This is a genomic window from Stenotrophomonas sp. STEN008 (assembly GCF_056760435.1).
Map to the genome: position 1 here is coordinate 49,842 of NZ_JBRRET010000002.1, position 12,523 is coordinate 62,364.

Here is a 12,523-nt window from a genome sequence, read left to right on the forward strand (position 1 = left end):
AGGCTGTGCAGACCGGACTGGCGATCCATCCCCGGGTGCGTGCGGCGCTGAGCGAAGCGGAACGGGCAGGCACCGACGTGAAAATCGCACGGGGGGGCTACTTTCCCGCACTGCAGATCTCCGGCGGACCGCAGGCCGGACATATGTCCGAGATGGTGTACGACGTCACGCTGTCGCAGATGCTGTTCGACTGGGGCCGGACGCGCAGCCAGGTCGAGGCCGCCAGTGCGACCCAGCGCCGCTATCTGGCAGCGCTGGAGGTCGCCCGGGACGACGCAGCGCTGGATATCATCGAGACCTACCTGGACGTGCTGGTCGCCCGCGAAAGAGTGGTGGCCGTGCGTGACTTCCTGCAGCGGATCGAGGGCGTCCGCGGCATGGCCCGCGACCGCAGCGGCAGCGGCTACGCCGACCGCACCGAGCTGGATCGCGCGCAGCTGGAGTTCGCGCGCGGCCAGGACCAGCTGGCGTTCGAGGAAGGCGCGTTGCGCGATGCCAACAACCAGCTGGCCCTGCTGCTGGGCCGGGATCCTGGCCCGCTGCAGGCGCCGGACCTGCCTGCCGGACGGCGGGCGTGGCAGCGTGACGGCCTGGATGCAGCAATCGAGGCCGCGCCGCTGCTGCGGGAATCGCGCGAGGATGCCGCGGCAGCCGAGGCGGAGCTGGCCGAATCGCGCGCGGCATTGAAGCCACAGCTCAACGTGGAGGCATCGGCGCTGCGCCGCGAGATCGGCGGGCAGATGGAGAATGATTCGGTGGTTTCGCTGCGCCTGCGCATGGATGTCCTGCGCGGGTTCAGCAATTTCCAGCGGCCGGCGGCGGCCCGGCAGCGACTGGAGGCGGCGCAGTGGAGTGCCGACGCCACCCGCCGTGATCTGCGGCGCAAGATGCGCACCTTGTTCGACAACGCCGATGCGCTGGTACTGCGTGAGCAGGCGCTGCAGCAACAGGTGGAGGAGTCCACGCACGTCGGCGGCCTGTATCACGACCAGTTCCAGGTCGGACGCCGCGACATCATCGATCTGCTCAGCGTGCAGCGCGAGCGGATGGAGGCCGAACGCCAGCTGGCAACTCTGCGCATGGAGCGGGTCCGTATCGATTATCGCGCTGCCGCCCAGATCGGGCAGCTGGGTGAGTTGCTTGGAGGGAGGACGCATGCAGACGCCGCGCATTGAATCGACTACCACCGGCAGCGGCAACACGCCGCGCGACCCGCTGCAGGATGGCCTGCTGCTGCTGTGCGAGCGGCTGGGCCGGCCACTGGGTGCTGCCGAGCTGGTTGACGGCATTGCTCTGGAGCAGGGGCGGCTGCCATTGCAGCGGGTGCCACGCGCGCTGCGGCGGGCGGACCTGAACGCGCGCGTGGAGGCCTTCGAGCTGACCGACATCGACGCCTATCTGCTGCCGGTCCTGCTGCTGCTGAACAATGGGAACACGCTGTTGTTGACGGCGATCAGCGATGACCAGGCGCAGGTGGAGGTGCCACAGGCCGAGGGTGGCACACAGGCCATGCCGCTGCAGGCACTGCAGGCGCTGTACAGTGGTACTGCAGTGTTCGCCAAACCGCGCTTCCGCTCGGATGGCCGGGTCGGCGATTTCGCCGCGGGCCGGGGTGAGCACTGGTTCTACGGGCCACTGCGTCAGCTGTGGCGCTCCTATGTCGAGGTGGGGGCCGCCGCATTCGTGGCCAACCTGCTGGCCATTGCGACGGCGATCTTCGCCATGCAGGTCTATGACCGGGTGGTGCCGGTGGCAGCGTTCGACACGCTATGGGTGCTGGCCAGTGGCGTTGCCCTGGCGGTCATCATCGAAGGGGTGCTGCGCGTCCTGCGCGGGCAGCTGCTGCATGTGCTCGGCAAGCGCATGGACCTGCAGCTGGGAACGCTGCTGTTCGCCCGCGTGCTGGGGACCCGGATCAACGCCAAGCCGGCGTCGATGGGGGCATTCAGTACGCAGGTGCGCGAGTTTGAGGGCGTGCGTGATTTCTTCACCTCGTCCACCGCTGCGCTGCTCAGCGACCTGCCGTTCGTGTTCGTGTTCCTGCTGCTGATCGCGCTGATCGGTGGGCATGTGGTCTGGGTGCCGGTGGTGGCCTGTGTCCTGATGGTGCTGCCGGGCGTGCTCGCGCAGCGCCGGCTGGGTGAGCTGTCGCGGCAGAATCTGCGCGAAGGGGCGATGAAGAACAGCGTGCTGCTGGAGGCCTTTGAACACCTGGAATCAGTGAAGGCCACCCGTGCCGAAGGCCGCAGCCTGAAGCACTGGGAAAGCCTGACGGCGCAGCTGGCGGGAACGGCGTTGAAGACAAGTACGCTCACCGCCAGCCTCAGCCATGGCGCGGCCGTGGTGCAGCAGCTTGCGTATGTGGGTGTGGTCGCCTTCGGTGTCTACCGCATCAATGACGGTGCGATGACCGTGGGCGCACTGGTGGCGTGCTCGATCCTGTCATCGCGGGCGATCGCGCCGCTGGCGCAGGTTGCGGCGGTGCTGGGGCGCTGGCAGCACACCCGCGTCGCCATGGAGGGGCTGGACCAGTTGATGGGCGCCGAGCAGGAGCGCCCACAGGGTGCCCGCTTCGTGCACCGGCCGCGCCTGCAGGGTGCCTACCAGCTGCACGATGTCCGCCTGGCGCTGGGCGAAGGGCCGTGGGTGGTCGACGTGCATGCGCTGTCCATCGCACCTGGGCAGCGGGTGGCGCTGCTGGGCGGCAACGGTGCGGGCAAGTCCAGCCTGCTGCGCGTGCTGTCCGGACTGGTGACGCCGCAGCAGGGACGCCTGTTGCTGGACGACGTGGCGCTGGCACAGATCGATCCCGGTGACCGTGCACGGAACATTGGTTATCTGCCGCAGGACGTGGCGTTGTTCCATGGCAGCCTGCGCGACAACCTCAATCTGGAAGGTGCCGCCTGGCGGGATGAGGAGCTGCTGGAGGCGCTGGACGCGGTGGGCATGGGGCCTTTCGTGCGCGGCAATCCGTTGGGGCTGGACCAGCTGGTGATGGGCAACGGCAGCCTGTCCGGTGGCCAGCGCCAGGCCATCGGCCTGGCCCGGGTGATCCTGCAGGATCCGCCTGTCGTGCTGCTGGATGAGCCCACCGCCGCCTTCGACCAGCAGAGCGAGACCCATGTCATCCAGTTCCTGCAGCGTTGGCTCGGCCAGCGCACTCTGGTACTGACCACCCACAAGCGCAGCATGCTGGCCCTCGTCGAGCGTGCCGTGGTGATGCGCAACGGCAGGATCATCATGGACGGCCCATTGGAGCAGGTGGTGCAGGGCAACCAGGTGCAGCCGATCGCCGCGGTCGCGGGAGGACATCATGGTTGAGCGGCAGAAGCGTTCGCAGCGACTGCGGCGCGAGCTTGCGGATCCACTGCTGGCGTCCACGCATCCCGTGTACCGACCGCTGTTGTGGGTGCTGCTGGCGACGGTGGCCATCGCCGTGGGCTGGGCCGCGCTTGCGCAGCTGGACCAGGTGACCCGTGGCGAGGGCAGGGTGGTGCCGTACAGCCGCATGCAGAAGATCCAGAGCCTGGAAGGCGGCATCCTCGATCGCCTGCTGGTGAAGGAGGGAGACCTGGTCGAAGTGGGCCAGCCGCTGGTGCGGCTGGAGGAAACCCACTTCCGCACCAACTACGAGGAATCGGCCAACCAGTCGCAGGTGCTGCGGGCCGCAATCGCGCGACTGGATGCGGAGGTGCTGGGCAAAGGTGCCATCGAGTTCCCGGACGACATTCCGGCCGGGAGCGCGCTGGCACGTTCGGAGCGGGAGCTGTACCAGTCCCGCCGTGCGACATTGCAGCAGAGTTCGGCAGCCATCGGCCAGCAGCTGTCGATCGCGCGCGACCAGCTGCGGATCGTGCGCCCGCTGGGCGCGCGCAACGCCGTCAGCCAGATGGAAGAGTTGAAGCTGACCCAGGAAATCGCCACGTTGACCGGCAAGCTCAGCGAGTTGCGCAACACCTATTTCCAGGAAGCCTATACCGAACGCTCCAAGCTGAAGGCGGAGTTGTCCGCACTGGAGCCGATCGTTCACCAGCGGCAGGACCAGCTGCGGCGCACCGAGATCCTGTCGCCCGTGCGTGGGCGGGTCAACACGGTGCTGATCAATACCCGCGGTGGCGTGATTCCTCCCGGCGAGCCGATCATGGAGGTGATTCCGGTGGAGGAACGGCTGCTGGTGGAAGCCCGCGTCAAGCCGCGCGACGTCGCGTTCCTGGTGCCGGGCATGCCGGCCAAGGTCAAGATCACCGCCTATGACTACACCATCTACGGCGAACTCAGCGGCACCGTCGAGCAGATCAGTGCCGATACCATCGAGGAGGATACGCCGCGGGGCAAGGAATCGTTCTACCAGGTGCTGATCCGCACCGATGGCAGCCAGCTGCGGCGGCACGGCGAGGCCCTGCCGATCATTCCCGGCATGGTGGCGGATGTGGACATCCTGACCGGCAAGCGCAGCGTCCTGAACTACCTGCTCCGACCGTTGATCAAGGCGCGGTTGAACTGAGACCGGGAGTCGGCCGCATGCCATGCAGCTGCGGCAGGGCGGCCTTCATCGCATCGATGAAGGCGCGCAGCCGCGCCGGCTGCTGGCGCGCGGCAGGAAACACCACATGCACCGGCAGGGGCGGCGCTTCCCAGCCCGGCAACAACTGGACCAGGCGGCCGTGCGCCAGATCCTCGGCGACCAGCCAGGCCGATACCACCGCCGCACCCAGGCCCGCACGCGCCGCCTGCTGGACCACGAACAGGTTGTCACTGAGCAGGCGCGGCGTGATCGACAGTGTGTGCGGACGCCCGCGTGCGTCGTACAGCAGCAGGCGTTCGCGGTAGTAGGTGACGAGGGAGATCCAGGGCAATGCCTGCGCCTGTGCAGCGGTGGTCACCGCATCGGGATCGACCAGCGAAGGCGCGGCGACCACGATGCGTGGGACTTCGGCCAGCGGCAGCGCGACCATGCGTGGCTCGTCCACCGGGCCGACCCGCACCGCACAGTCGACGCCCTCGGCAATGAAGTCCGGGCGCCGGTCTTCGAGGATCCACTCCAGGCTCAACTGTGGATGCCGGGCGAGGAAGGCGAGCATGGTCGGCAGCAGCTGTGCCTGTCCAAACGCATGCGGCACCATCACACGCAGGCGCCCACGCAGCACGTCGGGTTGTCCCTGCAGTTCGGCCTGGAGCGTTTCCCATTCTTCCACCACCCGCTGCGCGTGCCGCTGGCAGCGCATGCCCTCCTCGGTCAGCTGCAGACCATGCGTGGACCGGTGCAGCAGTCGCAGGCCCAGTTGCCGTTCCAGTGCCTGCAGGCGGCGGCTCACGGTGGGCTGGGTGGTACCCAGCTGCGCGGCGGCGGCAGACAGGCTGCCGGCGTCGACGATGCGCAGGAAGGTGCGCAGCAGGTCGAGCCGGTCGGCGCCCGGGGCCATGTCCATCATACGTACCCTGTATGAAAAGTATTCATTTGATCCTACTACAGACGTGGGGCGAATAGGCGCAGGCTACCTCCCGTTCCCTGACTGGAGTTGCTGATGTCCACCCCCATGCTTTCCGTGACCGCCCCGCCGGTCGTGGCTCCTTCCACCTCCCTGGTACTGGCGATGGCGGCCGGTGCCGGGTTTTCGGTGGCATCGCTCTATTACAGCCAGCCGATGCTGGGACTGATCGCCCAGGACCTGTCCGCGGGCGAGCGCGCGGCAGGTCTGGTGCCGACCCTGACCCAGCTCGGCTATGCGCTGGGCATCCTGCTGCTGGCGCCCTTGGGGGATCGTTTCGACCGCCGGTCGCTGATCCTGCTGAAGTCCGCGCTGCTGTCGGTTGCACTTGCCGCAGCGGCCGGGGCGGGGCACCTGCCGGGCCTGCTGATGGCCAGCCTGCTGGTCGGGTTGATGGCAACGCTGGCCCAGGACATCGTGCCTGCCGCTGCGGCGCTGGCACCGGATGCGCAACGCGGGCAGGTGGTCGGACGGGTGATGACCGGTCTGCTGCTGGGCATCCTGCTGTCGCGCGTGGTCAGCGGGATGGTGGCCGAGGCCTGGGGCTGGCGCACCCAGTTCGTGCTGGCGGCCGTGTCCGTGGCGGCGATGGGGGGGGTGATGGCGCGTGCACTGCCACGCTTCGCACCCACCAGCACCCTGCGCTATCCGGCGCTGCTGGGCTCGTTGCTGTCGCTGTGGCGGGAGCAGCCGCAGCTGCGCCGGGCGGTGGCGAGCCAGTCGTTGCTGGCGGTGGGTTTCAGCGCGTTCTGGTCAACCCTGGCGCTGATGCTGCATGCGCGTCTGGGACTGGGCAGTGCTGCCGCCGGCGCCTTCGGTATTGCCGGTGCGGCGGGCGCGCTGGCGGCGCCGTTCGCCGGTCGCTTCGCCGACAGGTTGGGCAGCCCCGCAGTGGCACGCCTGGCGATCATGGTGGCATTGCTTGGCTTTGCACTGCTGCTCGCCGAATCGTGGCTGCCCGCAGCGGCACTGCTGCCGCTGCTGGTGGCCAGCGCACTGCTGTTCGATTTCGGCTTCCAGTCGGCCCTGGTGGCCCACCAGACACTGGTGTATGGCCTGGCGCCCGCCGCACGCAGCCGTCTCAATGCAGTGCTGTTCACCGGCATGTTCATCGGCATGGCGGCCGGAGGCGCACTTGGCAGCCTGGCATTGGCGCAGTGGGGGTGGCATGGGGTGGCATGGCTGGCGACGCTCTGTGCCGGTGGCAGCCTGCTGATCCACCTGCGCTGAGCGCTGCGCGCGCAGCCGCGCGTCAATCGTGGCCGCTGTCGTCCAGGCTGATGATGCCGCGGCGCAGGGCCTGGGTGACCGCATGGGTGCGGTCGCCGACGCCCAGCTTGTCCATCAGGCTCTTCATGTGCGCTTTTACCGTCTGCTCCGAGATCTGCATGCGTTCGCCGATGCGCTTGTTCGAGAGTCCGCCGGCAACATGCCGCAGCACCTCGGTTTCGCGCGGCGACAGGCGGTCCTCCACCACGTGCGCGGCGATGCTGGCGGCCACCGCAGGTGGAATAGGCGCACGGCGACCACCGGCCACCATGCGGATGGTATCGATCAGTTCATGGCGCAGCATGTCCTTGAGCAGGTAGGCGCTGGCACCGGCCTGCAGGGCGCGCACCGCGCGCACGTCGCCGCGGTAGGTGGTCAGCACGATGATGCGGGCACGCGGGTCGAGCGCGCGGATCCGCATGATGGCCTCGACACCGTCCAGCCGGGGCATCTGCAGGTCCATCAGCACCACGTCCGGTTGCAGATGCTGGTACTGCGCGATGGCTTCTTCACCGTCGGCAGCTTCGCCCAGCAGCCGCAGGTCCGGCTGGGCGCCGAGCAGGGCCGCCAGGCCGTCGCGCAGCAGCGGGTGGTCATCGACCACCAGCACGCCGATGGGAGGGGAGAGCTCAGTCATGGTCAGGTCTGCTCCAGGGCCAGCGCCAGCGCGACGGCCTTCGGTGATAGAGGCGGCGCGCGGGGACCGACAGCGCCACTTCAGTGCCCAGGCCGGGCCGCGTCCACAGCTTCAGCGCCGCGCCCAGCCGCTGCGCGCGCTCGCGCATGCCCTGCAGCCCCCAGTGGCCGGCACCGGCATGGTCGTCGGCAATGCCAACGCCGTCATCGCGGACATGCAGCAGGAAGCAGCGGGCACCGTAGGACAGCTCGACCTCGATGGCGCTGGCCTGCGCATGCCGCAATGCATTGCGGATCGCCTCGCGGCCGATCAGGAACACCTCCTCGGCAGCATCCGGCTGCAGGCGGGGCGGGGTGCCTTCCACGGTCAGGCGCAGTGGGTTGGTGCCCTGGCCGGCGTACTCAGCGTGCACATCGGCCAGGGCCGAGGCCAGATCACGACCCGCGAAGGGACCGTCGCGCAGGGCGTTGACCCGTTCGCGGCCCTCGGCCAGATTGCGTTCGGCCAGCTGCATCGCCGATTCCAGCTGGCTGCGCACGGTTTCCGGTGTCTGTGGTGACTGGCTGATCGCGTGCAGGCGCAGGATCAGGCCCTGGCTGCCCTGCAGCAGCGTGTCATGCAGGTCACGGGCGATGCGCTCGCGTTCGCCGTTGCGCTCCTGCAGCCGGGCCCGGAACAGCGCGGCCAGCTGTCCGCTGCGGATCCGTACGGCCATCACCAGCACCGCCAGCACCAGCAGCGCGCACAGCAGCTTGAACCAGACCGTCTGCATGAAGGTCGGTGCGATGCGGAAGCTGCGATGCGCCGGCACCCGGCTCCAGATGCCGTCTTCGTTGGCGGCCTCCACCTCGAAGCGGTAGCTGCCGGGGGCCAGGTTGGTGTAGTAGGCGCGGGTGCTGCTGCCGGCGTCCTGCCAGTCCTCGTCGACACCCGACAGTCGATAGCGGTAGCGGTTGCGTTCGGGCCGGGCCAGTGAAAGGGCCACGTAGTCGATCTGCAGCTGGGTGGTACCAGCGGGCAGGCGCAGATTGTCACGCAGTGGTTCGTGCACGTTGCCGTACAGCACATCGCCGATGCGGACGCTCGGCGCCATGCTGTTGACGTGCGCGTGGGTCGTGTCCAGCCATGCCAGGCCCTGGTTGGTGGCCAGCCAGAGCAGCCCGTCACCGGCCAGCACCGCCGTGGAGATCGGACCGCTCTGCAGGGCGACGCCCGGCATGCCGTCCACGGCATCGAACAGGCGCGGCGTCACCGGCAGGCCGGCGCGCAGCGCGTGCCGCAGATGCGCGCTGTCCAGACGCACCAGGCCGCGGCTGCCGTTGAGCCAGAGCCGACCCTGTGCATCGGCCACCATGCCGGTGATGCCCTCGAGCACGCCCGCAAGGTCGGTGCGTACCGGCATGAAACGTCCGCCGCCCAGGCGTGCGGCCAGGCCCGATTCGCCGGCGACCAGCAACAGATCGCGCTGCTGCAGCAGGGCAGTCACCGGCCCCACTGACAGCCCCTGCGCGGCACCGAAGGTCTCGATCGTGCTATCACCCAGATGGCGCAGGCGTCCATCGGCATACCCCAGCAGCAGCTGGCCGTTGTCGTCCATTGCCAGGGAGGAACAGGCCTGCTCGGGCAGGCGCGTTTCGCGCTGCCAACGGCCCTGCGCGTAATGCAGCACGCCGCGCTCGCCGGTACAGACCCAGGCCTGCTCGTCATCGGGAAACAGCAGCGCGTGCAGTGGCTGGCCGGTGAACGGCGCCGGCAGTGCGATCCGTGCGGTCCGGCCGTTACGCGTGCGCGCGAGATTGACCCAGTCGAATTGCCAGATCGGCGTCGGCGCGCCGCGTGCAGCGGCTTTCAGTTGCGCGCCACTGCCGTCGAGCAGCTCCCGGCGCAGGTCATAAGGTGCCAGATCCTCGCCGTAGCCATACACGCGGCCATCGCTGGCACGGACCAGCGAGCGATACGGATCGGCAGGACCGGCCGACAGCGTTTTCACGCTGCGCGCGCGGAAGCGGTTGAGGCCGAGATTGGTGCCGACCCAGATATTGCCTTCGCGGTCGGCCATGATCGGCACGGCCGACGTTGCGGTCAGGCCATCCGGTGAATCGAAACGTTCCATGCGCACGGCGCGCCTGCCATCGAACGTGACCCTGGCGACCCCACCGTGCGGGCTCATCGTCGCCCACAGCGCGCCATCAGCGGTGAACTGCAGCCGCGCAGCGACCAGCTCCGGCAGGCGGCGTGCTTCGCGCTCGTGCTGTGGCAGCACACCCTCCGCGTTGGCCAGCGGCGAGGTGCCGCGCACGCGGTCGGCCAGCCACACCTCGCCCAGCGGGCTCTCCACCAACGTGGCCATCTGCGAGACAGCGATGCCGGTGTCCTCGAAGCGGACGGCACCCGGCGCGCGTTTCCAGATCTTCAGGTCGGCCAGCACCCAGAAGGTATTGCGGCTGTCCTGCAGGACCCACTGCACGCGCCGCTCGGGCAGGCCTGCGCTGGCCGGTGGCGGCCGCCAGCGCTTGCCGTCGAACCAGCGCAGCCCGCCGTTGATGGCGGCCCAGCGGCGCCCCTGCTGGTCGCGGCTGAAGCGCGGCACCACGCCGACCGGAACCCCTTCCTCGCGCCCGAAGTTGCGCAGCTGGCCATTGGCGAACTGGCTGATGCCCGCCTGGAAATAGCCGATCCACAGCGCATCGCCATCGCCGGGCACCAGGGTGACCATGTTGGTGGAGGGAAATCGGCTGCCGGGCGGTGCGGGCTGCCGCTCGAAGCGACGCCCGTCGAAGCGGTACAGCCCGGAGCCGGTGGCCAGCCAGAGCAGGCCGTCGCGATCCTGGGCGATGTCCCAGATATCGCCGGGTGCGCCCTGTCCCACCCGCCAGGCGGTGTGCTCGTAGCCGGGCAGCCCGCTGCTCACTGCCGGGCGCTGCACGGCGTGGGCGGGCAGGGCGATGCACAGCAGCAGGCACATCAGCAACGCCGTCAGGCGACGCAGGGAAGGGAAGGGGCAGCCATGCATGCAGCGCATTCTCGCAGGTGCGGGGCAGGGCGGGGTGACCCGAACGGGGTAGGCGCCTGCCGCGGCACTCGGCTATCACGCCGGCATGGACCACAGAGACTCTCCATGCAGCGCCTGTTCGTGATGTTTCCTGACCGCGGTCCCGGCGCCGGCCTGTTATGGCTGCGGCTGTGCGTGGTCGCAGCGCTGTGCGTGCGCCCGTCCAGCGCGGGCTGGCTGACGGCTGCCTGCCTGCTGGTCGCCCTGTCGCTGCTGCTGGGGGTGCTGACGCCGCTGTCGGCGCTGCTGGCCGTGCCGTGCCTGTTCTGGCAGTCGGTGCCGTGGGCCCTGGCGTTGCTGCCGTTGGCCCTGCTGGCACTTGGGCCGGGTGCCTACTCGCTGGACGCGCGGCTGTTCGGACGACGTGTGCTGGAGCGACGGTCTCCCCCATTCGGGTAGGTGCTGCCCTCGTCCGTCGGGGGTAGGGCATCGTGCCGGCGCCCCGCACCATGGGGCACCCCGTCGTGGCACCCCTCCATGGCTACCGTATCCCGCCCTGTTCCGACCGTCGCGGCGTTGCCGCCCCGGCAGGCTGCCGCTCTGCAGCGTGCGCTGCATTACATCGATGAACACCTGTCACAGCCGATGCGGGTCACCGAGCTGGCTGACGCGGCCTGCGTGAGCCGCTTCCATCTGGTGCGGCTGTTCCGCACCGGAACCGGCGCGAGCCCACTGCGCTACGTGCGCCGCCGCCGTATCGAGCGTGCCCGCCAGCTGCTGCCCGTCGTGCAACTGCCGATGTCCTGCCTGGCGCAGCAGCTGGGCTTCTTCGACCAGAGCCATTTCGTCCGCAGCTTCCGCGCGGAGACCGGCTGCAGCCCCGGCCAGTACCTGGCTGGAGATGCAGCCCTGTCCCTTCCCCCTGCCCTTGTTCGCAACGGAGTCCATCCATGAGCCTCGCTACCGCAATTCCTGCCAAAGGCCTGCTATCGCCCACCGATCACGCACTGGTCCTGATCGATTTCCAGTCGCAGATGGCATTTGCAACCCACACGATCGACATCTCGGCGCTGCGCAACAACGTCGCGCTGATCAGCAAGGGCGCGCAGGGTTTCAATGTGCCTGTGGTGCTGACCACGGTCGCGGAGACCTCGTTCTCCGGCCCGATGTTTCCGGAGCTGCCGGTGATCTTCCCCGGGCAGAAGGTGTTCGATCGCACCTCCATGAACACCTGGGAAGACCAGCCGGTGATCGATGAGATCAATCGCATCGGCAGGCGTCGCCTGGTGATGGCCGGGCTGTGGACCAGCGTGTGCATCGTGGGGCCTGCGCTGTCAGCGCTGGAGCAGGGTTTCCAGGTGTACGTGATCACCGACGCCTGCGGCGATGTCAGCGTGGAAGCACATGAGCGGGCGATCGCCCGCATGGTGCAGGCCGGTGCGGTGCCGATGACCAGCGTGCAGTACCTGCTGGAGCTGCAGCGCGACTGGGCGCGCGGCGAGACCTATGGCCTGACCACCGGCATCGCCCGTGATCACGCGGGCGGTTACGGCATCGGCATCCAGTACGCCAAGACCATGTTCGGCGCCCAGGAAGGCGGGCACTGACCATGGATCCGGGGCTCGACCTGGCGCTGCTGATCCTGCGCGTGGCGGCGGGCGGCTTCCTGCTGCCCCACGCGCTGGGCAAGCTGTTCGGCTGGTTCGGTGGCCCTGGCCTGAGCGGTTTCGCGGCCGAACTGCGTGGCTTCGGCCTGCCGTCGGCGGCGCCTCTGCCATTGCTGCTGGCCGGGCTGCAGGTGCTGTCCGGAATGGCCGTACTGCTGGGCTGGCAGACACGCATCGCTGCGCTGGCCGCAGCGGCGTTCATCGGCTTCACCGTGCTGCTGGCCGTGCCCAAGGGCTGGTTCTGGATGCGCGCCGGCGCCGAGTACCCCCTGATGTGGACCCTCGTCTTGCTGGCCATCGCGCTGGCCGGGCCGGGAGCCTGGGCGCTGGACAGCCCCGTATTTCCCGGAGACATCGCATGAACCATGAGCCACTCGATCCCGGCCGCCGCAGCGTCGTACTGGGCACCGGCGCTGCCGTGGCGCTGGGCCTTGCCGGACAGGCCGGTGCCGCCCTCGATTCCGCCCCC

Annotated in this window: 11 protein-coding genes; 8 read left to right on the top strand and 3 right to left on the bottom strand. The window is 68.9% G+C overall.

Annotated elements, in window-relative coordinates; genetic code table 11:
- Window positions 1-5 precede the first annotated feature (5 nt).
- The 3 genes from ACVOME_RS01275 to ACVOME_RS01285 are packed head-to-tail and all read left to right on the top strand — an operon-like array spanning window position 6 to window position 4,504.
- On the top strand, window positions 6-1,175 hold the full coding sequence (locus tag ACVOME_RS01275) for a TolC family protein (RefSeq protein ID WP_239519805.1): 1,170 nt from the start codon (window positions 6-8) through the stop codon (window positions 1,173-1,175).
- Window positions 1,156-3,321 carry a type I secretion system permease/ATPase gene (locus tag ACVOME_RS01280; RefSeq protein WP_164152513.1) on the top strand — a complete coding sequence of 722 codons (2,166 nt, stop codon included), beginning with the start codon at window positions 1,156-1,158 and terminating at the stop codon, window positions 3,319-3,321. Before ACVOME_RS01275 ends, ACVOME_RS01280 begins: the two co-directional genes overlap by 20 nt.
- Window positions 3,314-4,504, top strand: coding sequence for a beta-barrel domain-containing protein (locus ACVOME_RS01285; protein WP_481504611.1), 1,191 nt, complete (start codon window positions 3,314-3,316; stop codon window positions 4,502-4,504). Before ACVOME_RS01280 ends, ACVOME_RS01285 begins: the two co-directional genes overlap by 8 nt.
- Here ACVOME_RS01285 and ACVOME_RS01290 read toward each other — a convergent pair.
- The gene (locus tag ACVOME_RS01290; RefSeq protein WP_180875335.1) at window positions 4,485-5,432 is read right to left on the bottom strand and encodes a LysR family transcriptional regulator; all 948 of its coding nucleotides are present in this window, start codon (window positions 5,430-5,432) and stop codon (window positions 4,485-4,487) included. The genes ACVOME_RS01285 and ACVOME_RS01290 overlap by 20 nt on opposite strands.
- Window positions 5,433-5,525: 93 nt before the next feature.
- Between ACVOME_RS01290 and ACVOME_RS01295 the strand changes: the two genes are divergently transcribed.
- Window positions 5,526-6,719, top strand: coding sequence for an MFS transporter (locus tag ACVOME_RS01295; RefSeq protein ID WP_481504612.1), 1,194 nt, complete (start codon window positions 5,526-5,528; stop codon window positions 6,717-6,719).
- A 22-nt stretch (window positions 6,720-6,741) separates the two neighbouring features.
- Here ACVOME_RS01295 and ACVOME_RS01300 read toward each other — a convergent pair whose 3' ends face one another.
- Together ACVOME_RS01300 and ACVOME_RS01305 are read right to left on the bottom strand one after the other, a co-directional pair.
- On the bottom strand, window positions 6,742-7,395 hold the full coding sequence (locus ACVOME_RS01300) for a response regulator (protein ID WP_065175264.1): 654 nt from the start codon (window positions 7,393-7,395) through the stop codon (window positions 6,742-6,744).
- Entirely contained in the window at window positions 7,388-10,417 is a 3,030-nt protein-coding gene (locus ACVOME_RS01305; RefSeq protein ID WP_445394380.1) for a sensor histidine kinase, read from the bottom strand. Before ACVOME_RS01305 ends, ACVOME_RS01300 begins: the two co-directional genes overlap by 8 nt.
- A gap of 96 nt (window positions 10,418-10,513) precedes the next feature.
- Here ACVOME_RS01305 and ACVOME_RS01310 point away from each other — a divergent pair, with 96 nt between their 5' ends.
- From ACVOME_RS01310 to ACVOME_RS01325, 4 genes are all read left to right on the top strand, one after another.
- Window positions 10,514-10,846: a hypothetical protein gene (locus ACVOME_RS01310; protein ID WP_346480181.1), complete on the top strand. Its 333-nt coding sequence runs from the start codon at window positions 10,514-10,516 to the stop codon at window positions 10,844-10,846.
- A 78-nt stretch (window positions 10,847-10,924) separates the two neighbouring features.
- Window positions 10,925-11,341 (top strand): helix-turn-helix transcriptional regulator, encoded by a 417-nt coding sequence (locus ACVOME_RS01315; RefSeq protein WP_065175261.1) that lies wholly within the window; start codon window positions 10,925-10,927, stop codon window positions 11,339-11,341.
- Window positions 11,338-11,994: a hydrolase gene (locus ACVOME_RS01320; RefSeq protein ID WP_065175260.1), complete on the top strand. Its 657-nt coding sequence runs from the start codon at window positions 11,338-11,340 to the stop codon at window positions 11,992-11,994. Before ACVOME_RS01315 ends, ACVOME_RS01320 begins: the two co-directional genes overlap by 4 nt.
- 2 nt (window positions 11,995-11,996) lie before the next feature.
- Window positions 11,997-12,416: a DoxX family protein gene (locus ACVOME_RS01325; RefSeq protein ID WP_065182957.1), complete on the top strand. Its 420-nt coding sequence runs from the start codon at window positions 11,997-11,999 to the stop codon at window positions 12,414-12,416.
- The last annotated feature ends 107 nt before the right edge of the window (window positions 12,417-12,523 follow it).

What these genes read in the sequence shown, in the direction of transcription:
- ACVOME_RS01310 (WP_346480181.1), top strand. Translation starts at nt 10,514, where the DNA reads ATGCAGCGCCTGTTCGTGATGTTTCCTGACCGCGGTCCCGGCGCCGGC.
- ACVOME_RS01280 (WP_164152513.1), top strand. Translation starts at nt 1,156, where the DNA reads ATGCAGACGCCGCGCATTGAATCGACTACCACCGGCAGCGGCAACACG.
- ACVOME_RS01325 (WP_065182957.1), top strand. Translation starts at nt 11,997, where the DNA reads ATGGATCCGGGGCTCGACCTGGCGCTGCTGATCCTGCGCGTGGCGGCG.
- ACVOME_RS01320 (WP_065175260.1), top strand. Translation starts at nt 11,338, where the DNA reads ATGAGCCTCGCTACCGCAATTCCTGCCAAAGGCCTGCTATCGCCCACC.
- ACVOME_RS01305 (WP_445394380.1), bottom strand. Translation starts at nt 10,417, where the DNA reads ATGCGCTGCATGCATGGCTGCCCCTTCCCTTCCCTGCGTCGCCTGACG.
- ACVOME_RS01315 (WP_065175261.1), top strand. Translation starts at nt 10,925, where the DNA reads ATGGCTACCGTATCCCGCCCTGTTCCGACCGTCGCGGCGTTGCCGCCC.
- ACVOME_RS01300 (WP_065175264.1), bottom strand. Translation starts at nt 7,395, where the DNA reads ATGACTGAGCTCTCCCCTCCCATCGGCGTGCTGGTGGTCGATGACCAC.
- ACVOME_RS01285 (WP_481504611.1), top strand. Translation starts at nt 3,314, where the DNA reads ATGGTTGAGCGGCAGAAGCGTTCGCAGCGACTGCGGCGCGAGCTTGCG.
- ACVOME_RS01295 (WP_481504612.1), top strand. Translation starts at nt 5,526, where the DNA reads ATGTCCACCCCCATGCTTTCCGTGACCGCCCCGCCGGTCGTGGCTCCT.
- ACVOME_RS01290 (WP_180875335.1), bottom strand. Translation starts at nt 5,432, where the DNA reads ATGATGGACATGGCCCCGGGCGCCGACCGGCTCGACCTGCTGCGCACC.